The organism is Megasphaera sp. UBA4233 (genome assembly GCF_002395615.1).
GTDB classification, from domain to species: domain Bacteria; phylum Bacillota; class Negativicutes; order Veillonellales; family Megasphaeraceae; genus Megasphaera; species Megasphaera hexanoica.
Window position 1 is genome coordinate 25,410 of record NZ_DGXL01000022.1, and the last position, 24,326, is coordinate 49,735.

At 46.0% G+C, this 24,326-nt stretch carries 20 protein-coding genes; 3 read left to right on the forward strand and 17 right to left on the reverse strand.

Annotated features, from left to right (window positions below; all coding sequences use genetic code 11):
* Positions 1-22 precede the first annotated feature (22 nt).
* The 3 genes from B2U90_RS07480 to B2U90_RS07490 are packed head-to-tail and all read right to left on the reverse strand — an operon-like array spanning position 23 to position 3,632.
* On the reverse strand, positions 23-1,654 hold the full coding sequence (locus tag B2U90_RS07480; RefSeq protein ID WP_206084960.1) for an ABC transporter substrate-binding protein: 1,632 nt from the start codon (positions 1,652-1,654) through the stop codon (positions 23-25).
* A 53-nt stretch (positions 1,655-1,707) separates the two neighbouring features.
* Positions 1,708-2,652, reverse strand: coding sequence for an oligopeptide ABC transporter permease (opp4C, locus tag B2U90_RS07485; RefSeq protein ID WP_075582109.1), 945 nt, complete (start codon positions 2,650-2,652; stop codon positions 1,708-1,710).
* A 26-nt stretch (positions 2,653-2,678) separates the two neighbouring features.
* Positions 2,679-3,632, reverse strand: a complete 954-nt coding sequence (locus B2U90_RS07490) for an ABC transporter permease (RefSeq protein ID WP_170087458.1) — start codon at positions 3,630-3,632, stop codon at positions 2,679-2,681.
* 326 nt (positions 3,633-3,958) lie between these two features.
* On the opposite strand from B2U90_RS07490, the gene B2U90_RS07495 reads away from it, so the two are divergent.
* From B2U90_RS07495 to B2U90_RS07505, 3 genes are all read left to right on the forward strand, one after another.
* Positions 3,959-5,089, forward strand: coding sequence for a M20/M25/M40 family metallo-hydrolase (locus B2U90_RS07495; RefSeq protein ID WP_292017517.1), 1,131 nt, complete (start codon positions 3,959-3,961; stop codon positions 5,087-5,089).
* A gap of 17 nt (positions 5,090-5,106) precedes the next feature.
* Positions 5,107-6,453, forward strand: coding sequence for an MATE family efflux transporter (locus tag B2U90_RS07500; protein ID WP_292017518.1), 1,347 nt, complete (start codon positions 5,107-5,109; stop codon positions 6,451-6,453).
* A 257-nt stretch (positions 6,454-6,710) separates the two neighbouring features.
* Positions 6,711-8,171, forward strand: coding sequence for a [FeFe] hydrogenase, group A (locus tag B2U90_RS07505; RefSeq protein WP_059076939.1), 1,461 nt, complete (start codon positions 6,711-6,713; stop codon positions 8,169-8,171).
* 104 nt (positions 8,172-8,275) lie between these two features.
* Here B2U90_RS07505 and B2U90_RS07510 read toward each other — a convergent pair whose 3' ends face one another.
* The 14 genes from B2U90_RS07510 to pheS form a co-directional block, all read right to left on the reverse strand.
* The gene (locus B2U90_RS07510) at positions 8,276-8,554 is read right to left on the reverse strand and encodes a DUF1292 domain-containing protein (RefSeq protein WP_113855000.1); all 279 of its coding nucleotides are present in this window, start codon (positions 8,552-8,554) and stop codon (positions 8,276-8,278) included.
* Between the two features lies 1 nt (position 8,555).
* Complete coding sequence (gene ruvX / locus B2U90_RS07515; RefSeq protein WP_059076937.1) at positions 8,556-8,972, reverse strand: Holliday junction resolvase RuvX; 417 nt, start codon at positions 8,970-8,972, stop codon at positions 8,556-8,558.
* A 7-nt stretch (positions 8,973-8,979) separates the two neighbouring features.
* Complete coding sequence (locus B2U90_RS07520) at positions 8,980-9,240, reverse strand: IreB family regulatory phosphoprotein (RefSeq protein WP_059076936.1); 261 nt, start codon at positions 9,238-9,240, stop codon at positions 8,980-8,982.
* Positions 9,241-9,274: 34 nt separating this feature from the next.
* Positions 9,275-11,875: an alanine--tRNA ligase gene (alaS, locus tag B2U90_RS07525; RefSeq protein ID WP_292017529.1), complete on the reverse strand. Its 2,601-nt coding sequence runs from the start codon at positions 11,873-11,875 to the stop codon at positions 9,275-9,277.
* Between the two features lie 116 nt (positions 11,876-11,991).
* Positions 11,992-12,750, reverse strand: coding sequence for an NlpC/P60 family protein (locus B2U90_RS07530; RefSeq protein WP_059076934.1), 759 nt, complete (start codon positions 12,748-12,750; stop codon positions 11,992-11,994).
* 30 nt (positions 12,751-12,780) lie between these two features.
* On the reverse strand, positions 12,781-13,710 hold the full coding sequence (locus tag B2U90_RS07535; RefSeq protein ID WP_059076933.1) for a glycosyltransferase family 2 protein: 930 nt from the start codon (positions 13,708-13,710) through the stop codon (positions 12,781-12,783).
* 79 nt (positions 13,711-13,789) lie between these two features.
* On the reverse strand, positions 13,790-14,113 hold the full coding sequence (gene trxA / locus B2U90_RS07540; protein WP_070807759.1) for a thioredoxin: 324 nt from the start codon (positions 14,111-14,113) through the stop codon (positions 13,790-13,792).
* A 144-nt stretch (positions 14,114-14,257) separates the two neighbouring features.
* Positions 14,258-14,890 carry a ribosome biogenesis GTP-binding protein YihA/YsxC gene (gene yihA, locus B2U90_RS07545; protein ID WP_059076932.1) on the reverse strand — a complete coding sequence of 211 codons (633 nt, stop codon included), beginning with the start codon at positions 14,888-14,890 and terminating at the stop codon, positions 14,258-14,260.
* Complete coding sequence (gene lon / locus B2U90_RS07550; protein ID WP_113855003.1) at positions 14,890-17,202, reverse strand: endopeptidase La; 2,313 nt, start codon at positions 17,200-17,202, stop codon at positions 14,890-14,892. Before lon ends, yihA begins: the two co-directional genes overlap by 1 nt.
* Positions 17,203-17,317: 115 nt before the next feature.
* The gene (gene clpX, locus B2U90_RS07555; RefSeq protein ID WP_059076931.1) at positions 17,318-18,544 is read right to left on the reverse strand and encodes an ATP-dependent Clp protease ATP-binding subunit ClpX; all 1,227 of its coding nucleotides are present in this window, start codon (positions 18,542-18,544) and stop codon (positions 17,318-17,320) included.
* A gap of 21 nt (positions 18,545-18,565) precedes the next feature.
* Positions 18,566-19,174: an ATP-dependent Clp endopeptidase proteolytic subunit ClpP gene (gene clpP, locus B2U90_RS07560; RefSeq protein WP_059076930.1), complete on the reverse strand. Its 609-nt coding sequence runs from the start codon at positions 19,172-19,174 to the stop codon at positions 18,566-18,568.
* A 20-nt stretch (positions 19,175-19,194) separates the two neighbouring features.
* The gene (gene tig / locus B2U90_RS07565; protein ID WP_059076929.1) at positions 19,195-20,553 is read right to left on the reverse strand and encodes a trigger factor; all 1,359 of its coding nucleotides are present in this window, start codon (positions 20,551-20,553) and stop codon (positions 19,195-19,197) included.
* A gap of 234 nt (positions 20,554-20,787) precedes the next feature.
* Positions 20,788-23,214, reverse strand: coding sequence for a phenylalanine--tRNA ligase subunit beta (gene pheT, locus B2U90_RS07570; RefSeq protein WP_292017519.1), 2,427 nt, complete (start codon positions 23,212-23,214; stop codon positions 20,788-20,790).
* A gap of 13 nt (positions 23,215-23,227) precedes the next feature.
* Positions 23,228-24,253 (reverse strand): phenylalanine--tRNA ligase subunit alpha, encoded by a 1,026-nt coding sequence (gene pheS, locus B2U90_RS07575; RefSeq protein ID WP_059076927.1) that lies wholly within the window; start codon positions 24,251-24,253, stop codon positions 23,228-23,230.
* Between the last annotated feature and the right edge of the window lie 73 nt (positions 24,254-24,326).

Consider the following 24,326-nt stretch of genomic DNA (forward strand, 5'->3'; position numbering starts at 1 on the left):
AATCTGCAATTACAGCGCCCGTTTATTCAAAATGCCACTGATAGAGGTCATCCAGAGAACCTTCCCAGAAATCCTTAATTCCACCGACGAGATTTTTGCTCTGTACGTTAATCTGATCGGTTTCGTACAAGCTGGTAACGAACTGATTATCGCGCATATATGCCTGAATTTCTTTGTAAGCTGCTTTGCGTGCTTCCGCATCAGGTAAAGATGCTGCGTTGTTCATCATCTCCGTCAGTTTCGGATCATCAGCATGGCAGAAGTTATTGCTGCCGCCTGGTACGAAGTAGTTGCTGTAATCCGGATCTGGCGTAAGGCCATAGCCCAGAAGCATCATTTCATAATCGCCTTTCTTGGCATTACCAAGAACGGTCGGGAAATCCAGTTTCTGCTGTTTAACATTGAGACCGATAGCCTGCAGATTCTGCTGGATCAAATCTGCTGATTGTTCACGCAATACATTTCCAATCGGTACCTGGAGTGTAATTTCTTTCGATGTATCGAAGCCCGATTCTGCCAGTTCTTTCTTAGCGGCTTCCGGATCATATGGCAGCGGTTTTACGCTTTCATCATATACAGGGCTGACTTTTGTGTAAACAGTTGGTACAATCTGGGCTGTGCCCTTGTACAGTTCATCACAGATTTTCTGACGGTCGATAGCCATCGTAACGGCACGGCGGAACTTAACATTGAATGCCGGATTTCTGTTATTGACTTCCAGATACTGCGTGTTCAGTGAAGGAACAGCCTTGACAATCAGTTTGCTGTCTTTCTTCAGGACATCCAGATCCTTAACCGGTACAGAACCAATACCACCCGAAGCAGCCAGCTGCACGTTACCGGATTTTAATTCTGTCACGAGGTTGGTCCCATTCATGATGCGGATGAATACCTTTTTCAGCTTAGGAGAACCCTTGTAATAATCTTCGTTTGCTGCCAGCTCAACATGATCATTCGTCTTATAGGAAACGAATTTATACGTGCCGCTGGTAACAGTCGGTTTGGTAACAGCATCTGAATTGGAGATGTTTGCCGGATCGATTTTTTCAAAGACATGTTTGGGAACGATATAGACTTCAAAGCCCAGCATGCTCTTCAGGTAATTCGGATCTACCGGTTTCTTCGTACGGAATGTAACCGTATGTTCATCGACAGCCACCAGATCCGGAATGGGAGTACCGTCCGGTCTCTTGCCTACACTGTCTGTCCCTTCCAGCATGTTGATATAGCTTCCTTTAGTCGTTTCCACTTTCGGATTGGCAATGAGGTTGAACGTAAAGACAACATCATCTGCCGTGACGGGTTTGCCATCTGTCCATTTTGCCTTTTCATTCAGTTTAATGGTAAAGTTCTGATTATCCGTCGTATCAATGCTGTTAGCCAACTGCGGTGTGAACTTGTTGATTTCCGGCATGCCCAGGAGCGTATCATACATAAAACGGATTGTAAACTGACCGGCAATGCCAGGATTGAACAGCGGGTTAAACGAATCGGGTGCATTGAACATACCGATCGTCAGTGCTTCTTTTTTGCCGGCACTGCTACCGCCACCTTTGCTGCCTCCGCCGCAGCCTGCCAGCATGGTAACACTCAGTGCCAGACAAACAGCTAATGCCAGACCTTTTCTTTTGCGTATCCATGATAATAAGCCCATAATAACCCCTCTTTTCTTAAAATATATAGTCAGCGATCCTGTCCCCTTTTTACTTATTTGGAATCGCCGTCTATGGCTTCATTCAGACCATCACCGAGGAAGTTAATCGTCAGTACTGCAATGAGAATCGCAATTCCCGGTGGAATCCAGCGCCACGGTTCAGCTGATAAAATCATAATAGACTGGGCACTGGTCAACATATTGCCCCAGCTGGCTGCCGGTGGTTGCACGCCCATCCCCAGGAAACTCAGTGATGCTTCGGTCAGGATGGCATTGGCAATACCGAATGTGCAATTGACCAGAATCGGAGAAAGAACATTTGGCAGAATATGTTTAAAAACAATTGTAAAAGGCGAATAGCCTGTAACAATAGCAGCCGAGATATAATCCTGTGTCTTGATGCTGAGGACTTCACCGCGCACCAGACGGCAGATAGGCGGCCATCCCATAAAGCCCATGACCAGCATGACAGTCATCATATTCGGACCAATCAGACTGACGATGACCAGAATAATCATAAATTGAGGATAGGCCATGAACACTTCGGTAATGCGCATGATCAGACTATCTATCATTCCGCCAAAGTATCCAGAAAGTAATCCCAGTGTAATACCAATTGCCGCATAGATGACAACCGACCCGATGCCAACAATCAATGAAACCTGTGAACCATATATGAGGCGGCTCAGTACATCACGTCCGACATCGTCTGTCCCCAGCAGATGAGCAGCTGATGGGCCTTCATCGAAAGCTCCCGTCGTCTGTACCGGATCAAATGGCGAGATTAGTGGTGCCAGGATGGCCATCAGGATAATCGCTCCAAAGAGAACCAGGCTCCATACAGCCACCTTGTTTTTACAGAACCGGCGCCATGTGATTTTCCCCCAAGATTCAGGAACTTCTTCTTTTTCCTTTTCTTTTTTGCCACTCAGGGCATTCAGTCCGAATGAAGCACCGATACTGTTTTGATGTACCAAAACAAATTTATTTGCTTCCATTCCTGTCCCCCCCTTTTTCAAATCTCCTATTTACTATACTTGATACGCGGATCGATAGCCGCATAGGCAATATCAACGGTCAGATTCGCAATGAGAACGGCGATTGCCGACAAAATAACAATTGCCATGAGTACGGGATAGTCCCGGGAATTAATGGCTGCTACGGTAAGTGATCCAATACCGGGCCACTGAAAAATCTGTTCGGTGATGACTGCGCCGCCAATAACTTTCGGCAGGTCGGTCCCAATGACCGTAACGATAGGTATCAGCGAGTTGCGCAGTACATGGAACCGTAAAATCTGACGCCACTTAAGTCCTTTTGCCAAGGCTGTGCGGATATAATTCTGACCCAGCACCTCCAGAACGCTGGCCCGTACATACCGGATCATATTTGCAGAAAACTGCGCCGCCATAACAATGACGGGAAGAACCAGATGTTCCGCCAGGTCGATGCCATCATTTTCCATCCCGAGGACTTCCATGCCGCCCGTCGGGAGCAGATCCAGTTCAACAGCAAAGATGTAAATCAAAGCCAGTCCCAGGAAGAACGGCGGAAAGGAAACATTGAAGAATGTCCAGCCGATGATAGCCCGGTCCAGTTTCGAGTTTTTATGAAGGGCAGCTATGATCCCTAAAGGAATAGCCGTCGCATAAGCTACAATAAGGCTGATACTCATGAGAAGCAGTGTTGGTCCCAGGCGCTGGGAAATGATATCCAGTACAGGCTGGCGGTCTGCAAAGGAAAATCCCATATTCCCAGTCAGGAAATTAGCCATCCAGTCTACATACTGGATAAATAAGGGCCTGTCCAGTCCCAGAGCGGCTCGTGTCATCTCCACCTGGGCTGCCGTCATATCCGGTGAAATATACATGTCGGCCGGATCCCCCGGTGTCAGATGAACCAGGACAAATGCACCGATGGATATGAGAAACAAGACCGGGATAGAAATAAGCACTCGTTTTAAGATGTACTTCCCCATAATAATCCCCCCTAAATACAACACATGTCGGTCTGTATGCACCAGATCAGCAGGTTACCTAAAAAAAAGAGCAATGACACATTTTACTATGCGCCATTGCATCTTCCTGTCTTTGAATTTGTTTAGGTATGTTTGAATGATACACCACACGCCTTAAAATGTCAATGGGTTAAACGTATTATTTTTTTAATTGATTATATATTTTATATATAATCATAATATTTTTAGTTATTTTCGCAATATGAAATTGTGAAATATATCCATATACCATTCCCCATCCGTGGTGTATAATAAGCATGGTATGATAGCCAAAAGGGGGAATCTTAATGAATACATCTGTCACACAACAGATAGACCGTTTTGCCAGGACAAATGAACGCCATCTCATAGAACTATTGACAACAATCTGCAGTCTGCCGTCACCGACAGGTTCAGAACAGGCTAAAGCGGACTGGATTTTAAATTACCTTCACAAATTAGGCGCATCAGAAGCTTATATAGATACGGCAGGTAATGTCATCTGGCCCTGTCAGGTAACAAAAGGCAATAAGCATCCTGTGTACGGAGCTCATATTGATACAGTATTTAATCAAGTATCCTCTATCAAGCCGAAAATCGAAGGCAATATATTCGCAGCACCGTCTTGTGGTGATAACAGCGCCAATGTAGCCAGTCTTCTCTTCTTTGCAGAAATGATCTTATCGCTTCATATCGAACTGCCGGCAGGTGCTTTCTTTCTGTTCAATGTAGGAGAAGAAGGGCTGGGAAACCTCAAAGGCATCCGCCAGTTCATGACAGACCATGCTCACGAAGTCAGTGAAATGGTCGCTATTGATTGTAACAGTGATTCATTCATCAATCTGGCCGTCGGTTCCCGTCGTTATCAGATTGATATACAGGCGGAAGGCGGTCATAGTTGGGGAAACTTTGGTAACGATAATGCCATTGCCATCGCTTCCGGCATTATCTGGAACCTCTATAATCTGGATGTACCGGCCAATCCTAAAACGACATATAATGTCGGCACTATCCAGGGCGGCTCGACGGTAAATTCCATTGCCGAACATGTGTCTTTCACAATTGATCTGCGTTCAGAATCCAAAGAAGAACTTCAACGGATAAATCAAAAATTTCACGAGTTGCTCGATGCGGCACGGGATCCTAAAATTCAGATTACGGAAGCATTCCTCGGCGAACGGCCTTGTAATGACGGAGCAGAAAATTCGGACATGTGTCAGCGCTTGGCCCGTATCCGTTCTGCTCACGGGCTGACAACTACCTTTCAGTCTGCCAGTACAGATGCAAATATTCCACTGAGTCTGGGGATTCCGGCTATTTCATTTGGTACCTGCATAGGCCGCCGTGCCCATTCCGTATATGAAAATCTGGATCTCGATTCACTCGTACCAGGCTTTATCCAACTCAGTGAATTTATACTTTCTTCTCCACATAAATAAAGGAGTCACATTGTTACATGATACATAACATGACCGAAGGGAACCCTATAAAGCTGATTCTGGCTTTTACGGGTCCCCTTTTGATTGGAAATATTTTTCAACAGTTTTATAATATTGCAGATATCATCATCGTTGGACGTTTCATAGGCGTTCACGCTCTGGCTGCCGTTGGAGCGGTGGCCCCCTTGTTTATGGCTCTTCTTGGCCTTACTATCGGAATGGCATCGGGCTTTACTGTACTAATGGGACAACGGTTCGGCGCCGGTGATTTCGATGGAGTCCGCCGTTCATTTTCAATGTCAATCATACTTTCTCTCGGCATGACAGTCATTCTCATGCTGATTGCCTGCCTCTGCATGCCCTGGTTCCTGCAACTCATGAACATTTCGCATGAATTGTACGATGACTCATATCAGTATATCATAATCATATCATACGGTCTTCTGGCCATGATGTTTTATAATCTTCTTTCCTGTGCCTGCCGGGCTCTGGGGGACAGTCGTACCCCATTATATTTTCTCATTTTTTCCTCATTGCTGAATGTAGTACTGGCAGTTTTATTTATTGCCTGTTTCGGCTGGGGTATCCCCGGTTCGGCAATTGCTCTTGTCCTGGCACAGGCCGCTTCTACTGTATTGTGCCTGATATATATGCACCACCACGTTCCCATGCTGCATCTCCAGCGCAGGGACTGGCACTGGGATAGAGCTTTCGCACTTCAGCATTTGCGCATCGGTATTCCCATGGCAGCCCAATTCCTCATTATCTCACTCGGAATCATCATTATTCAGTCGGTCTGCAATACATTCGGTTCAGAGACGATTGCCGGCTTTGTCTCCGCTACACGGATAGAACAGTTGGCATTACAGCCCATGGTTTCTTTCGGTATTGCAATGGCCGTGTATTCTGCCCAGAATTATGGTGCCAGGAAATATAACCGTATTCGTCAGGGAGTGCGGCAGTGTTCACTCGTATCACTGGCTTTCTGTGGGCTGGCAGCAACGACTATGTATCTGGGCGGCCAGGACATATTAAGTATTTTTACTAGCGAGCACGATGAAATTTTGTTGCAGCAGGCCTGGCTCTATATCACCATGAGTGTTCCGTTTTATTTTTTCCTGGGACAAATTTTTGTCTATCGCAATGCTGTTCAGGGTATGGGAATATCAGCCGTCCCGCTCACAAGCAGTATCATCGAACTCAGTCTTCGCGGTGGCGCCGCTTATCTCCTTGCCAACTCCTGGGGATATTGGGGTATTTGCTGCGCCAGTCCTATCTGCTGGATTGCCGCATGTTTCTTCACAGCTGGTTGTTACTTTTACATTATATCCAATTTAAAAGACAGTGAATATTTAATTTCATAATCAATTTATTTTTAATCCTATGAAATACCCGGTTTTAATCCTTATTATTTTCAAATCAGTATTAAAAAAATGAATGTCGTAAATTTTTATAATAATTTACTATGTACAAAACGAATAGATAAGATGTAAAATTTCTTAAAACTAATACTAAAAAATAATGGAAAAATGTGGTATTTTGTATTATCCTATATGTAATAGATTGTGAAAAAAATCATTTAATTATCAATAAGTTATAATCATTCAATAAGGAGAGAAAAATGCCTACATTTCAAAGCAGATTCAAGGAAACGCAGCGCCGTGTCCCTATTGATGAACACAATTGTTCTGTACAATTTGACGAAAGTAAGTGTAAAAATTGTACATTATGCCGCCGCACGTGCGCAAACACACAGACTGTCATGGATTATTATAATCTGGAAAGTACGGGAGATATGCCCATTTGCGTCCATTGCGGGCAATGTGCCGCCGTATGTCCTTTCGGTGCTATCACAGAAGTATCTGATCTGGATAAGGTGAAAGCTGCTATCAAAGACCCCGACAAGATTGTCATGTTCCAGACGGCTCCTGCCGTCCGCGTCGGTCTCGGTGAAGCTTTTGGCATGGAACCTGGTGCATTTGTACAGGGAAAAATGGTAGGTGCCCTGCGTGCGCTTGGTGCTGATTATGTTTTCGATACAGACTTTGGTGCTGATATGACCATCATGGAAGAAGCCATGGAATTACTGCACCGGCTTCAGTCAGAAGAAATTCCTATTCCTCAGTTTACCAGCTGCTGCCCTGCCTGGGTTGAGTTCCTGGAAACATTTTACCCGGATCTCATTCCTCATCTGTCTTCGACCAAGAGTCCTATCAGCATCATGAGTGCCGCTATGAAGACCTGGTTCGTTAAAAACAACAACCTCGATCCTAAAAAGGTCGTCATTGTAGATGTAGCACCCTGTACAGCTAAAAAAGCTGAAATACGCCGTCCGGAATTGAATGCGTCGGCAGATTTCTGGAATATCCCTGAACTGCGGGACACGGATATTTCAATCACAACCCGTGAACTGGCTCAATGGATTCAGGAAGAAGGATTGGACTTCACTGGCATCGCCGATAGTGATTTTGACAAAGTTTTTGGTGAATCAACTGGTGGTGGCCGTATTTTTGGTAACAGTGGCGGCGTCATGGAAGCAGCCATTCGTACGGCATATTATTTCTTTACCGGTCGTAAGGCTCCTGATGATTTTATTCCTTTCGAACCGGTACGTGGTCTGGATGGTGTAAAAAAAGCTTCCGTTGTTTTTGGTCATTTTGTCATCCATGTCGCTGCCATCAGCGGATTGGGCAATGCCCGTAAATTTTTGGATGAACTCATCGCCGCGGAAGACTTTGAAAACTATTCTTTTATCGAAGTCATGGCCTGCCCTGGCGGCTGCATAGGTGGTGGCGGACAGCCGAAAGTTAAATTGCCGCAAGTGAAGAAAGTGCAACAGGCACGAATGGATTCTCTCTATCAAAGCGATGTGGATGCGACATATAAAGCCAGCTGGGAAAATCCGGAAATTCAGGATTTGTACAAACAATTCCTTGGAGAACCACTTTCTGAACGGGCTGAAATGATGCTTCACACCTATTTTACTGACCGCAGTGATGATCTTGGCGAAATGAAAAATCTGACGCCTGAAACGAATCCGTCATCAACACGCTTCAAACCTCATACGAATAATGCCGTCTGATTTTGTATATTCCAAATATAAACAAAATACATAAAAGCAAAAGATGCAAAAAGCTGTGCATGCTAGTCCGGCAGGGACTAGCATGCACAGCTTTTTTATCATCGTTACGGTTCGTCTTCGACTAACTTGTCGTATGCATGGAGTACTGCTTCAAATTCTTCATCTGTCGGAGCCACATACACCGTTTCTCCGTCTTCTTCATCAAGGCGTGCTATGATGGCATCGCCTTCAGCAGGACTATCTTCTTCTTCACTATACGGGACGAGTACGGCAAACTCCTTGCCCGCATAGGGAATTGTCACATCCACTGAGTAATACTCTTCTTGTCCGTCATCACCTGTTACAGTAATCACTTCGACTTCTTCCAACATGTCTTCTGCCATATTATCCTCCCTGAGCATCTAAATAATTTTGTAAAATCAGAACTGCCGCCATCTTATCAACGAATTGTTTCCGCTTTTCCCGGCGCACATTTCCTTCCATCAGTACCTGTGTCGCCATGACGGTTGTCAGGCGTTCATCCCAGTAAACAAATTCCATTTCGGGGAGCACTTTTTTCAATTCTGAGACAAATTGTTCAATCTTCTCCATGTTTTCGCTGTAATCGCCATTCATATGCCGCGGCTTGCCGACGACGACGCGATGTACATCTTTTTCTTTAATAATTTCTTTCAGACGGGCAAAATCTTTTTTTTGCGATTGCCGCCTTATTGTCTCCATCCCTTGTGCTGTCAGCAATAAGGGATCGCTGCAGGCAACACCAATAGTGCGCGAGCCTACATCCAGGCCTAAAATTCTCATATGCCTCCTATAAATTACGCTGTTTTACATAAGAACGAACTAATTCTTCAATCAATTCATCTCGTTCAATACGGCGTATATTACTGCGAGCATTATTATGACTCGTAATGTACGTGGGATCGCCAGAAAGGAGATATCCAACAATCTGATTAATAGGATTATACCCTTTCTCTTCCAGAGCGTGGTACACGTCTTCCAAAATCATGGAAGCAACGGTCTGTTCCTCATTTCTGTTTTTTACGATCATCGTTTCATCACTAATTGCCATGTTTGTCACATCCTTTATTTATGATGGCAGGACATCATCCCAGTAGATTCTTGACCATGTCTTTACCTGCCTGAAGTGCCGCATCAACCTGTTCAGGCTGTTTACCGCCAGCTTGTGCCATATCAGGGCGGCCACCGCCATTTCCGCCAGCAGCCTGGGCTGCCGCCTTAATGATTTTTCCAGCATGAAGGCCCTTTTTCGTATCGCCTTTATCTACCTTGCAGACAAACTGCACTTTGCCATCCGCTACGGAAGCCAGGAGAACTACGCCATGACCCGACTTAGCCAGTACTGTATCTGCCAGTTCACGCAGACTATCCATCGAATCGGCCTGGGCAGCTGCCGCAATGACAGGAATGCCTTCTATTTCTTCCCGGCTGGCTAAAATCGCATCAAGATTGGAAAGGGCAGCATCTTTTTTAAGTTGCTGCAATTCTTTTTCCGTGTCTTTAAGCTGCCCCAGGAGATGACCTACTTTTACTGCTACATCGTCAGCCTTGACTTTCAATAAAGCCGCCAGATTGCGGATGACTGCTTCATCGGTTTTGGCTTTTTCAAGAGCTGCTGCCCCCGTAACGGCTTCTATGCGGCGTACTCCTGTTCCTGTACCTGTTTCAGAAAGAATCCGGAAGGAGCCGATGACAGCCGTGTTGGTTACATGGGATCCACCACACAATTCACAGCTGAAATCACCGACTGAAACGACACGTACCCGATTCCCATACTTTTCGCCAAATAATGCCATGGCACCTTTTTCTTTTGCTTCTTGCAAGGCCATTTCTTCAATAGTAACCGGTACATTTTTCAATATTTCTTCATTGACCAGTGCTTCTACTTTTTCCAGTTCTTCTGCTGAAACGGGGGAGAAGTTTGTGAAATCAAAACGCAGATGTTCCGGCGTTACCAGCGAGCCAGCCTGATTGACATGATTCCCCAGAACCTTTCGCAGTGCAGCCTGGAGCAGGTGCGTCGCCGTATGATTACGGGCAATTGCCAGGTTCCGTGCTTTATCTACAGTGATATCTACGGCATCGCCAGTCTGGATCTGACCTTCTGCTACCGATGCGATAAGATATACCAGGCCATTAGGCAATGCCTTGGCATCTGTTACGTGCACCGATCCTTCCGGGGCTTTTAATATCCCCGTATCGCCGAGCTGGCCTCCTCCTTCAGCATGGAACGGATTAGAATCAAGAATAATCGTAACTTCTTCTCCATCCCCGGCCTGCTGCACTTCTACCCCTTCCCGGCCAATCATGACAATATGTCCGTTTACGGCTTCCGCATCATTTATCAGAGTATCCTGATCAAGTTTTGTCGTATCCGGTACGGCTACCTTTGCTGATACTTTCGTACGGGCAGCACGGGCACGTTCCTGCTGTTCTTTCATGGCTTTTTTAAAGCCTTCCGTGTCAAGCGTATATCCTTTTTCTGCAGCAATTTCTTCCGTTAATTCAACAGGGAAGCCAAACGTGTCGTAAAGTTTAAACACTTCACTGCCCGCAAGGATTTTCGTGTCATTAGCTTCTTCCATCATCTGATGCAACAAGTCCAGTCCCTGTGCCAGAGTAGCGCTGAACTGGCGTTCTTCCGTATCGATGACTCTTTTAATAAGGCTTTCATATTGTTTAAGTTCCGGATACTCTACGCCGAGGATATCTATAACCGTATCGACGAGAGAGCTGAGGAACAGATGGTCAATTCCCAGGAGCCGGCCGTAACGGACTGCCCGGCGGAGAATACGGCGAAGTACATAGCCACGCCCTTCATTGCTCGGAAGGATGCCATCACTGATCATCACCGTAATAGCCCGGATATGGTCAGCAATGACTTTCATGGCCATTTTCTGATCAGGCTGGGAATAATCACCACCACTGATTGCAATGACTTTTTCGATAATAGGGAATATCAGATCGGTTTCAAAATTCGATTCTTTCTGCTGGATGACGGAAGCCAGCCGTTCCAGTCCACAGCCTGTATCAATATTTTTCTTGGCCAGCGGTTCATATTTCCCATCTTTTGTACGATTATACTGGGTAAAGACAAGATTCCAAATTTCCAGATACCGGTCGCAATCACAGCCTACAGTACAGGTCGGTTTGCCACAGCCCCGTTCCGGACCAAGGTCATAGAAAATTTCACTGTCCGGACCACAGGGACCTTCACCGATTTCCCAGAAATTATCGTCAAATTTGAAAATGCGTTCATCAGCCAGGCCAATCATATTATGCCAATAATCATACGCTTCTTTATCGTCCGGATAAATAGTTACATACAACTTATCCGGGTCCAGTTCGATAACCTTCGTGAGAAATTCCCAGGCCCAGGAAATAGCTTCTTTCTTGAAGTAGTCGCCAAAGGAAAAGTTGCCGAGCATTTCAAAAAACGTATGATGGCGGGCAGTGCGGCCTACATTATCTATATCATCTGTACGGATACATTTCTGACTCGTCGTAACCCGGTAAGAAGGCGGTACGAGTTTACCTGTAAAATACGGTTTTAACGGGGCCATACCAGCACCGATGAGCAACAGGCTCGGGTCGTTTTCCGGGATCAGGGGAAAACTGTGCAAAATCAGATGCTGTTTACTTTTGAAAAATTCCAGATAGGCTTTACGGATTTCATTTCCCGTCATATACTTCATAATTTCAAACACTCCCTCAGTCTTAGCTTTTGGTATGACTCAGATTATACGCTTTTTACTTCCCGTTGGGCAACCTTTTTGCCATAAAAGAGCTAGTAGATTTATTTTCAGCGTACTCGTCTGGCTCCCACATAACGGGAAGCCCAATAGCTGCTATCCATACTGTCAATGCGGATGCCGCCACTGCTCGTAGCACTGATAAACTGATTATCGCCGACATAAATACCTGCATGAGAGGCACCTGGCTCATACGTCGAAAAGAAAACGAGATCGCCAGGAATCAGTTCGCTTCGTGATACAGTCGAACCGATACGGTATTGTTCATCAGCCATACGAGGCAGATGGATACCATTATGTGAAAAAACATACCGTGTAAACCCTGAGCAATCGAATCCGCTCGGTGTGTTTCCTCCAAAAACATATGGTACACCTACATATTTATTGGCCGTCGATACTAAGCGGTCTCCCACTACATCATGACTTGTAAACTTTTTGATTTTGGAATACTCTTTATAATTCCGATTGCTCGGATATTTCGTTTTCATGGCAACCGTTTCTGACTTTGCCTTTTCAGCCCGTTTAGCCTCGCTTTTTGGCATCGATGAACCTAAAAGCTTCTTGTAGGTCTTACTATCGACAATGCCATCCATATCCAGTCCTTTATCTGCCTGAAATCGTTGTACTGCCCGGGCCGTTTCATTTCCATAAATGCCGTCTGTGCCAATGGGGTATCCGTATTTCACAAGCTGTTTCTGTATCTTCAGGACCTGCACACCCCGGTCACCTATGTTATATGCACCGGCAGGCAGAATAACTGCCGAAAAAAGTAGCGTGAATACTAGTAAACGATGTACCATATGCCTCATATAAACACCTCTCAAAATAACGCCATTTCTTTAAGGCCGCTTCTTATGTCCTAACTCAGCCCGCAGCCAGTATAAAGGACGCTGCTTGACTTCTTCGAAGATACGTCCGATATATTCGCCAATGACACCTAAAAAAATAAGTTGCAATCCGCCTACGAGACAAACCATAATCGTCGTAGTTGTCCATCCCGGAGCTGCTGTTCCCGTCAGATGACTGTACAGAGCATGAACAATCATGACAATACTCAGCAGACCGCTCAAAAGACCGGCATAAAAGGAAATACGAAGAGGTGTCTTTGAAAAAGCAGTAATACCGTCCAGAGCAAAATGCAGCATTTTGCGGCCGGAGAATTTCGATTTTCCCGCAAAACGGCGGGGAGCGACGAAATCAATGGTAGTCTGCTTATAACCGATATCCCCCATCATGCCCCGGATAAACCGGTCATGTTCACGAAACAGCCGGAACGTGTTCAGCACTCTCCGGTCGATGAGACGGAAATCTGATCCGCCGGGAGTAATATGGACGGGAGAAAGAGCGTTCAGCAGAATATAATACCACTTAGATGTCAGCCGCTTTAAAAACCCGGCATCATCGGTTCCCTTGCGCACGGTCTGAACAACGTCGAATCCTTCCCGCCATTTCTGCACCAGATCAGGAATCATGGCTGGCGGATGCTGCATATCACCATCCATAGTAATGATAGCATCCCCCTGGGCATAATCCATACCGCACGTAATAGCGAGCTGATGCCCAAAATTCCGTGCCAGTATCAGCGCACGGACATGATCATCTTGTTCGGTCAGCCGGCTGAGAATAAGGGGCGTCGTATCTTTGGACCCATCATCGACAAAAATAAGTTCATAATCCATATCCAGGTTTTGTATTGCTTTTGTCGCCTCTTCATAAAACTTTTCAATATTTAACTGTTCATTGAATACGGGAACGACAACAGATAACATTTTTTTTTCTTCTAAATTAAATAAGCTCACTCTTAATTATACCATCCTAACGTTTTTACTGTCAAAACAGGGGTCGTTTTCAGACGAGTGTTGCCAAAAATTTTCTGATTTCATCTTCTGACGCATATCCGATTATCCGTTTGACGGGTTTGCCATCTTTAAAGAAAAGCAATGTCGGAATCGCCATAATATCGTATTTTTCTGCCAGGCTGTGAAATGCATCCACATTGACCCGTACCACTTCCACTTGATTTTCAAAAGCTTCAGCAGCCCGCTGTATCTCAGCACGTATCATTTTGCAGGGCTCGCACCAGGGCGCCCAGAAATCGACGATTACGACTCCCTTTTTGTGCAGGACACGCAAGGTAAATGCCGACTCATTGTCGAGTGAAACAATGGCCATAAAAGGTCCCTCCTATAAAACGCTATACAAAACCACTCTCATTATAGCAGAAAGCAGTGTTTCTTTCCAGCCCGTATGAGACAGGATGACAAAAGGCCGGATATCTTTCATCTTGTCTGAATGATATCCGGTCTTTCGTGTTAATCAGTCATCTGTAACGGCTTCATAGATAGTATGCAGTACGTCATTGCGCCCTTCCTGTTTCAGCGAAGAATACGCAATGGGCGGGAAAGCCGTCGGGAACAGTTTCTGTATCTGCGCCAGATTGCGAACCCGTTCGTTTTTCTTCAGTTTATCCGCTTTCGTTGCTATGATCTGCAGAGGAACTTCGTTATCGGCCAGCCATGTATAGGCCTCCCTGTCAATAGGAAGGTCCGGATGGCGCAGATCGACAAGCAGGAAGAGCAGGTGAAGGTTAGGTGAGGATGTAATATATTCGCCGATAAAATGACTCCACAACTGCCGGTTCCTGCCACCAGTACGGGCATATCCGTATCCGGGAAGATCGACAAAGTAAAGTTGCCGGCGCGTTTCCTCCTCCTCTGTTTTTTCCTGAAGGAGTACCTGAAAATAATTGATGGTCTGTGTCTTACCGGGAGCGCCGCTCACCCGCGCAAGGCCGCGGTGCTGACACAATGAATTGATCAGACTGGATTTCCCCACATTAGATCGGCCTAAAAAGGCAATTTCCGGAATATTTCCCTGGGGATACTGATCCGCCCGTACGGCCGATGATTTATAAGCCGGGCGTATGATCTGCAGGCTGCCATGGTCCATTATGGCGTCACCAGTGCCTGACTGAGCACTTCATCCATATGATGAACAAAAACGAACTGCACGTCCTTCTTGACAGTCTGGGGGACATCGGCCATATCACGTTTGTTTTCTTCCGGCAAAAGGATCTTATGAATGCCCGCCCGATGGGCTGCAATTACTTTTTCCTTTATACCTCCTACGGGAAGTACCGTCCCGCGCAATGTGATTTCACCAGTCATGGCAAGATCATGATGTACCTTGCGTCCCGTAAGTGCTGAAGCGATAGCCGTAGCCATAGTGATACCCGCTGACGGTCCGTCCTTGGGAACAGCTCCTTCCGGCAGGTGAATGTGAATGTCTGTCGTAGCATAGAAGTCAGGAGCCAGTCCCAATTCGTCTGCCCGGCTGCGGATATACGTCATGCCGGCTTCTGCTGATTCTTTCATGACATCACCCAGCTGACCTGTCAAAAGAAGGCTGCCCTTTCCCTTGACTGCTGCCGCTTCTGTTTCCAGGACTTCTCCCCCTACCTGTGTCCAGGCCATACCGGTTACGCGGCCGACTTCATCAGTCTTGCAGACTTCTGTCGGGAGGAATTTGGCCGGTCCAAGAATTTTTTCGAGGTTCCGTACCGTTACAGTGAGCGGCTTATCTTCTTCCAGGAGCAGGGACTTACCTACTTTGCGGCAGACTGTACCAATCGTCTTTTCCAGCGTACGTACCCCTGATTCACGGGTATAATCCTGGATAATATGGCGCAGTACGGCATCGCTGAACTTGGCCTGTCCCGGCTGGAGACCATTTTCCTTCAGCTGTTTCGGTACCAGATAGCGTTTGGCAATCTGTAATTTTTCTTCCTCTGTATAACTGGTAAATTCAATGACCTCCATGCGATCCAGCAATGGCCGGGGAATATCACTGATGACATTGGCCGTCGTAATCCAGAGGACTTTAGAAAGATCAAAAGGCACTTCGATAAAATGGTCGCTGAAAGTATTATTTTGTTCCGGATCCAAAACTTCCAGCAGAGCCGATGACGGATCACCGCGCATATCCGATGTCATTTTATCAATTTCATCAAGTAGGAACACCGGATTTTTCGTTCCTGCTTGTTTCATGCCGGCGATGATACGTCCCGGAAGAGCCCCGATATACGTACGGCGATGACCGCGTATTTCTGCTTCATCACGTACGCCGCCGAGAGAAATACGGACATACTTGCGGTTCATGGACCGGGCGATAGACCGGGCGATGCTCGTTTTACCTGTTCCGGGAGGTCCTACAAAACAAAGGATGGGGCCTTTAAGACTTTTTGTCAGTTGACGGACAGCAAGATATTCGATGATCCGGTCTTTTATCTTCGTAAGTCCATAATGATCTTCGTCCAGAATCTGCTGAGCCAGACTAAGATCCAGGCGGTCTTTTGTTTCCTTTTTCCAGGGCAGTTCCATCATCCAATCAAGATAGGAACGGATGATGGCAGATTCCGCCATCATCGGCGGCATTGAATCGAGACGGTCTACTTCTTTCAGCATGACATCTTCGATTTCTTTATTCAGTTTCATCTTGCGGATTTTTTCCCGCAATTCTTCTACTTCCGTATCCTTATCGTATTTGTCCCCAAGTTCTTTGTGGATCGCTTTAATTTTCTCACGGAGATAATATTCTTTCTGCTGCTGGTCCATTTTGCCACGGACTTCCATATTGAGTTTTGACTCAAGGCTGGCAATATCGACTTCCGTATCAAGAAGCCCGCATACACGGCGCATACGCTGGCTGACATCGTAGATTTCCAGCATCTGCTGACGCGCAACCAGCCGAAGTGGAAGCTGAGCCGCTATAAAATCGGCCAGAGTTCCGGCATCCTGTATGGCTTCTGCTTTCTCTTTCAGCTCGTCATTACCTTTTAAATTGTCGAGCCAGTCCGTAAATCGATGCAGCATCAGACGGCGTAGTGCCTCATTTTCATTGGATCCGGTATATTCATCTTGTATTTTTACAGCCGCCACTTCCGTATAGTTTTTTTTATCCGCATATCCTCGTATTTCAACGCGGGATATGCCATCTGCCAGGATGCGTACAATACCACCGGGAAGACGGAGAAGCTGCTGAATTTTCACCAGCGTACCAATCTGATAAATCCCATCAAAGCCGGGGTTTTCTTCATCCTCATCCAACTGCGCCGAAACGATCATCAACCGGTCGTGTTCCATTGCATAATCGACAGCAGCCAGTGATTTTTCTCTGCCAATATCTATATTACTGAGCAATTTAGGAAAAACTACAATGCCCCGGAGCGGGACAAACGGCAAGGTTAAAATCGAATTGTCCATAATACTCACCTTCTCGCTTACAAATATTCACTATTTTGGTATTCTTAAAATGGAAAAATAACACTCATTCCCTGCAAGGAAGAAATGAGTGTTATCAACTAAACATATCTGTTTCCTATGCTGTTATGAGCTTAGGTTCTGCGCCGCTTGTAACGCAGTCAGCCGTGACAATGCACTCACGGACATCCTTACGGCTAGGCACATCAAACATGACATTGAGCATGATACGTTCAATAATGGAACGCAGCCCACGGGCACCTGTATTACGGCGCATTGCTTCTTTAGCAATAGCCCGCAGAGCATCATCTTTAAATGTCAGAGCGACATGATCCATTTCCAGCATCTTTTGATATTGCTTGACAAGCGCATTTTTAGGTTCTGTAAGAATGTGTACCATGGCATCTTCATCGAGCGGGTCTAATGTAACCAGGATGGGAAGACGGCCGACTAATTCGGGAATCAGCCCGAACTTCTGCAAATCTGCCGGAATAATTTCTTTCAGCAATGTTTCCATGGATTTTTCATTTTTAGAATGGATTTCTGCGCCAAACCCCATGTTTTTATCTGATGTACGGTTGAGGATAGTCTTATCAATACCATCGAAAGCCCCTCCGCATATGAAGAGAATATTCGTCGTATCGATCTGCAACATTTCCTGATGCGGATGTTTACGTCCTCCCTGAGGCGGGACACCGGCAACGGTTCCTTCCAGTATCTTCAGCAATGCCTGCTGTACTCCTTCACCGGATACATCACGGGTAATAGACGGGTTTTCCGATTTACGGGCAATCTTATCTATTTCATCGATATATATGATACCCCGTTCGGCTTTTGCAATGTCATAATCTGCTGCCTGAATCAGCTTGAGCAGGCAGTTTTCAACATCTTCACCGACATAACCGGCTTCGGTGAGGCTTGTCGCATCAGCTATGGCAAAGGGCACTTCCAGAAGACGGGCCAGAGTCTGTGCCAGCAATGTTTTGCCACTGCCTGTAGGCCCGACCATGATGATGTTGGACTTCTGTAATTCCACATCATCATCGACATCATTCGACTGAAGCCGTTTATAGTGGTTATATACTGCGACAGACAATGTCTTTTTCGCTGCGTCCTGCCCGATGACATACTCATCAAGGGTTTTCTTGATTTCATGAGGCGTCGGCAGTTCCTTCAATTGAAACTCCGGAGATTCTTCCTTTGTTTCTTCCTCCAGAATATGCTGCGCAACATTAATACATTCATCACAAATATATACGCCTGGACCAGATATCAGTTTCTGGACTTCATTCTGGGTACGGCCACAGAAACTGCATCTCGGTTCATCTGTTCTGTCTCTATCCACGTATTCCTCCTATAGCAGCCATTACTTGCCTGCCTGGTCATCTTTCGGACGGGCCAGTATTTCATCAATCAGGCCATATGCTTTTGCTTCTTCGGCCGTCATGAAATTATCTCTTTCCGTGTCTTTCTGGATGACGTCAAGCGGCTGCCCCGTATGCAGAGATAATAAGCCATTCAATTCTTTGCGCATGCGCAGGATTTCACGGGCGTGAATTTCGATTTCCGTCGCCTGACCCTGCACGCCGCCTAAAGGCTGGTGAATCATAATCTGTGAGTGGGGCAGGGCAAACCGTTTGCCCTTAGCCCCGGCCGTCAGCAGGACAGAAGCCATGCTGGCAGCAGAACCTACACAAATAGTCGAAACATCCGGCTTAATGTACTGCATCGTATCATAAATAGCCATGCCGGCAGTAACGACACCACCAGGGCTGTTGATATACAAATGGATATCCTTGTCAGGATTTTCTGCTTCCAGGAAAAGGAGCTGGGCAATTACAATATTGGCCGTCACATCTTCAATGGGGCCGCCGAGAAAAATAATGCGGTCTTTCAGGAGCCGGGAGTAAATATCATAACTCCGTTCGCCCTGACTCGATTGTTCAACGACCATCGGTACATATGCCATTTTCATAATGACTACACCTCGCGTTCTTACGCTTCCGGTTCTTCCGCTTTAACCTGTTCTACTTGTGGTTCTTCCGCCTTTTCTTCTTTAGCGTTCGTATCGATTGCATTCTTCAGGATGAAGCTGGCAGCCTTTTTACGGCCGACGGACTGAACGAGCATGGGAACGCGTCTTTCCTTAATGATAATCTTGTATACTTCTTTCGGATCAGCACCGAAGTTCTGAGCCATCGTAAAGATTTCAGCCTGGAGATCGATATCCTTGACTTCGATATTTTCTGCTTTGGCAACTGCTTCCAGTACCAGATCCATTTTGACGTTTTCGGACGCCGGCTGACGATACTGTTCTTTCAATTTGTCCATATCCGTATTGGTGTATTTGAGATAATCGTCAAGGGACATGTTCTGAGTTTCCAGGCGCATAGCCATTTCATCGATCATCTGATCGACTTTCGTATCCACCATGACATCGGGGATATCGACTTCTGCATTATCAACAGCTGCTTTGAGGACATCGGAATTAAACTTTTCTACAGCCTGGAAGTGAGCCTGTGATTCCAGCCGTTTGCGGATATCTTCCTTCAGTGCGTCGAGAGTGTCAAATTTGCCGGCTTCTTTTGCAAATTCATCATCAATGGCCGGAACTTCACTGCGTTTTACATCATTGACCTTAACAGCGAATACAGCTTCTTTGCCAGCCAGTTTCTTTTCAAAATAATCTTCCGGGAATGTCACTTTGACATCCTTTTCATCGCCGGCTTTTAAACCGATGAGCTGATCTTCAAATCCGGGGATGAAACTGCCGGAACCGATTTGGAGCGGATAGGATTTTCCTTCGCCGCCTTCAAAAGCTTCTCCATCAACCGTGCCTTTGAAATCAATAATAGCAAAATCATCTTTAGACAGTTCCGTACCTTCCGGGGCAACGACGAGCTTGGAATGAGCTTTCTGCAGTTTTGCCAGTTCAGCGGCTACCTGTTCATCCGTTACTTCAGCGGCTTCACGGGCTGCTTTAATACCTTTATATTCACCCAGTTTTACTTCCGGTTTCTTCGTCAGTGTAGCATCAAAGACAAAGTCTTTGCCTTTTTCTTCTTCAATGACCTTAATATCCGGATCGGTTACAGGAACGATTTCTTTTTCATTCAGGGCATCATTATACGCCTTTGTAATAATCGCTTCTTTGATTTCTTCTTTGACAACATCCTTGCCGAGGAAACTTTCCAGTATCATACGCGGAGCTTTACCTTTACGGAAGCCCGGGATATTTACTTTGTTAGCGAGATTCTTTACAGCTGCAGCAGCGCCTTTTTTTGCTTCGGCTGCCGGTACTTCGATGTGCAGTGTTACTTTGTGCTGATCAACTTCATTTACTGTTACGTTCATTATTAGTATGTCCTCCTTATGGGTATAATACCCTTTTTATTATCTATAAAACACCATACTACGCTCTACATCATATCACAAAACCCTGGGATTGACAACAGCCAAAACGGCCTACAATGCCAGTTCTGATGCTACTCCTGCCGTAATGAACAACGGAGCTGTCACCACTAACAGCTCCGTTGTCATTACGTACAAAATAAGTATCACGGCATATTTCATTACATCTCTATGCGATTATCGCAATTCACAATTTAATTTTTCTTTTAAATCAGTCAGAATGGCATCAATAGGAGCCTGGATGTCCTGGTCGGTCAGCGTCCCTTGTTCAGAGCGGAATACCAGATTATAGGCAAGGCTCTTATAGCCCCGGGGAACTTGTTTTCCCTGGTACAAATCAAAGAGATGAACGGCTTCAAGATAGTCTCCGCCTTTTTCCCGGATGATATCGAGAATAGCCTGGTTGCTTGTGTCAACCGGCGCAAGGAACGCCAGATCGCGGCTGGAAGCCGGGAATTTGGCAACTTTATGGTAATCAGGCATAAGATTGATGAACGGCATGATAGCATCCATGTACATTTCAAAGATATATACTGGGCCTGTCACATCATAATTATCCATAGCTTTCGGATGAAGTTCGCCAAAATTACAAAGAACCTTGCCGTCCTTCACATAACGGGCCGCCTTGCCGGGATGAAGCGGCGCATAATCAGATACTTCAATATCCGCATGGATACCAAGTCCGGAAAGGACCGCTTCTACGAGGCCCTTAACGTCATAAAAATCGTAGTCCGACGCTTGTACTGGCCATTCTCCTGTAGTGCGCAGACCGTAAAGAAGGCCGCTGACACACAATTTCTGTTCTGGAAGTTCTTTTACAGGAAGTTCTTTCGGAATATAGACAGGAGCTATTTCATAAATGCCCACAGACGGATTTTTGACTGCCTGGTTACGGGCCAGGACGTCCATTAACGAAGGAATCAGTGTCGTCCGCATAAGGGGGAAATCTTCCGTTATAGGATTGATAATAGGCACAGCCTGATAGACCGGATCCCCATCTTTATATAACAGTTTTTTCAGCTGATCCGGATGCATGAAGCTGAAAGTAACCGTTTCATTTAAACCGCTGCTGCAAAGGATGCGGGAAATCTTCTCCGTCACATCATATTCAAACCCCGGTTCGCCTACGGTAATATCAGACCAGGGACGTGTAGACGGAATATGTTCATAGCCATAAATACGGGCTACTTCTTCAGCAATATCCGGCATTTCCGTGCAGTCTCCACGATAGCTGGGCACGGTTGCCGTAATCGTATCACCGTCTTTTTGCAAAGTAAACTGAAGAGTTTCCAGAATGTGCATCATCTGTTCTTCCAGAATATCTGTTCCCAGGAAGGCGTTGACCTGGTCAGCCGTGAATGTAATATAAGTAGTCTTTTGCTGCTGCGGATAGACATCGACGATTCCTTTGGCTACGTCACAGGCTCCCATTTCCTGCAGAAGTTGGGCACACCGATTAATGGAATTAATGCAGCTATCAGCATCCAGCCCGCGTTCGAACCGTCCCGAAGCTTCCGAGCGAAGGCCCAGCATACGGCCGGTATGGCGTATATTAGATCCTTTGAATGATGCGCATTCCAGGATGACCGTCTGCGTACGTTCCGTTACTTCTGAATCGAATCCGCCCATGATGCCGGCAATGCAGCAGGGCTTTTCTTCATCGGCAATAACCAGCATATTATCATTCAGTGTGCGATCTATACCATCCAATGTTTTCATTGCTTCATCAGCTTTCGCCCGGCGGGCAATGAGATGGCGCCCGGCTACTTTGTCATAATCATAGGCATGAAGAGGGATTCCCAATTCAATCATCGTATAGTTCGTGGCATCGACGATATTATTAATAGGACGGACTCCGGACTTGCGCAGACGCTGCTGCATCCAGAGCGGAGACGGGCCGATTTTGATATGAGTCAGAAGACGGGCCGTATACCGGTTGCATAATTCTTCATCATCAATAGAAATCTGCACCTTGCCATCAATGGTTTCATCATTTTCTGCAACGGTTATTTCCGGGTACCGGGCAGTTTTCCCACTCAATACAGCAAACTCCCGTGATAAGCCGACCATGGAAAAACAATCGGCCCGATTGGCAGTCAGTTCATATTCATATACAACATCACGAAGTTGTAAATACTTGACTGCATCGACCCCGACAGGCGTATCCGCCGGAAGAATCCAGATTCCGCTCCGTTCTTCCGGCAGGAGAACACTATCATCGAATCCTAATTCGTGGGCAGAGCAAAGCATGCCGTTGGACGGTACGCCCCGCAGTTTGGAGCGCTTGATTTTAACGCCTCCTGGAAGATGAGCGCCATGAACGGCAACGGGGACAATCTGCCCTTCCCGTACGTTAGAAGCGCCCGTGACAATCTGAAGTTGTTCTGTTCCCACATCAATCTGGCAGATGACGAGATGATCTGCATCGGGATGTTTTTCTATTTTCAGAATCTTGCCAGTTACGACATTTTTTATATCTTTTCCCCAGTATTCTACCTGTTCTACGGGAATACCAGCGATGGTCAGTGTATCAGCAAAGGCCTGCATATCCTGATTCATGTCTACATCGACATAATCCTGCATCCAAAGAAGTGAACTTTTCATTATGTATAACCTCCTAGAACTGGTTTAAGAACCGCATATCATTTTCATAGAACAAACGCAGATCGTCGATGCCATATTTCAGCATGGCAATACGTTCCACGCCCATGCCAAAAGCAAAGGCATTTACCTGTTTGGGATCATAACCGTTTAAGCGTAGTTCTTCCCAGTTAGTTACACCGCAGCCGAGAATTTCCAGCCATCCCGTATGAGAGCATACCCGGCAGCCTCTGCCGCCGCACATAACACAGGAAATGTCTACTTCCGCGCTCGGTTCAGTAAATGGAAAATAGCTGGCACGGAAACGGACGCGCGTATCGGCGCCAAACATGTCATGGAGAAAGTCTTCCAGAATACCTTTTAAATCAGAAAAGCGGATATTTTTATCCACAATCATGCCTTCCATCTGATGGAAAATCGGAGAATGGGTTGCATCATAGTCACAACGGTATACTTTACCAGGCGCAATCATCTTAAACGGTTCATTCGGCTTGTGGGCCTGCAGAGTCCTTGCTTCCATCCCCGACGTATGAGTCCGCAGGAGGATGTCGTCTGTGACGTACATGGAATCCTGCATATCCCGTGCCGGATGATCATCAGGCAGGTTCAGACATTTGAAATTAAAATAATCTGATTCGATATCCGGGCCTGTGACAATGGAAAACCCCATGCGCAGGAATGATTCTTCCATTTCACGTAATGTCTGATGCAAAATGTGTTCGTGTCCCATGACCGGTTTGCGGCCGGGAAGAGTGATATCAATTTTTTCAGACTGGATTTTATCCGCCAGTTCCTGTTCTTTGACTTCCTTCATTCTGGCTTTCAGATGTTCTTCGATTTCTGCCCGGGCTGAATTGACAAGTTGACCAATTTTAGGCCGTTCTTCTTTGGACAGATTTTTCATTTCTTTCATGATAGCCGTCAATTCACCTTTTTTGCCTAAATATCTGACGCGGATATCCTGGACATCCTGGAGTCCCTTGCTCCTGGCAATCTGTTCGCTGACAGCAGCCTTGATTGCTTCAATTTTTTCATTAATCATGGAATTCTCCTCCTCTAAAAAAAATAGACTTCCACCCCTCAAGGGGCGAAAGTCTGATTCGCGGTACCACCCT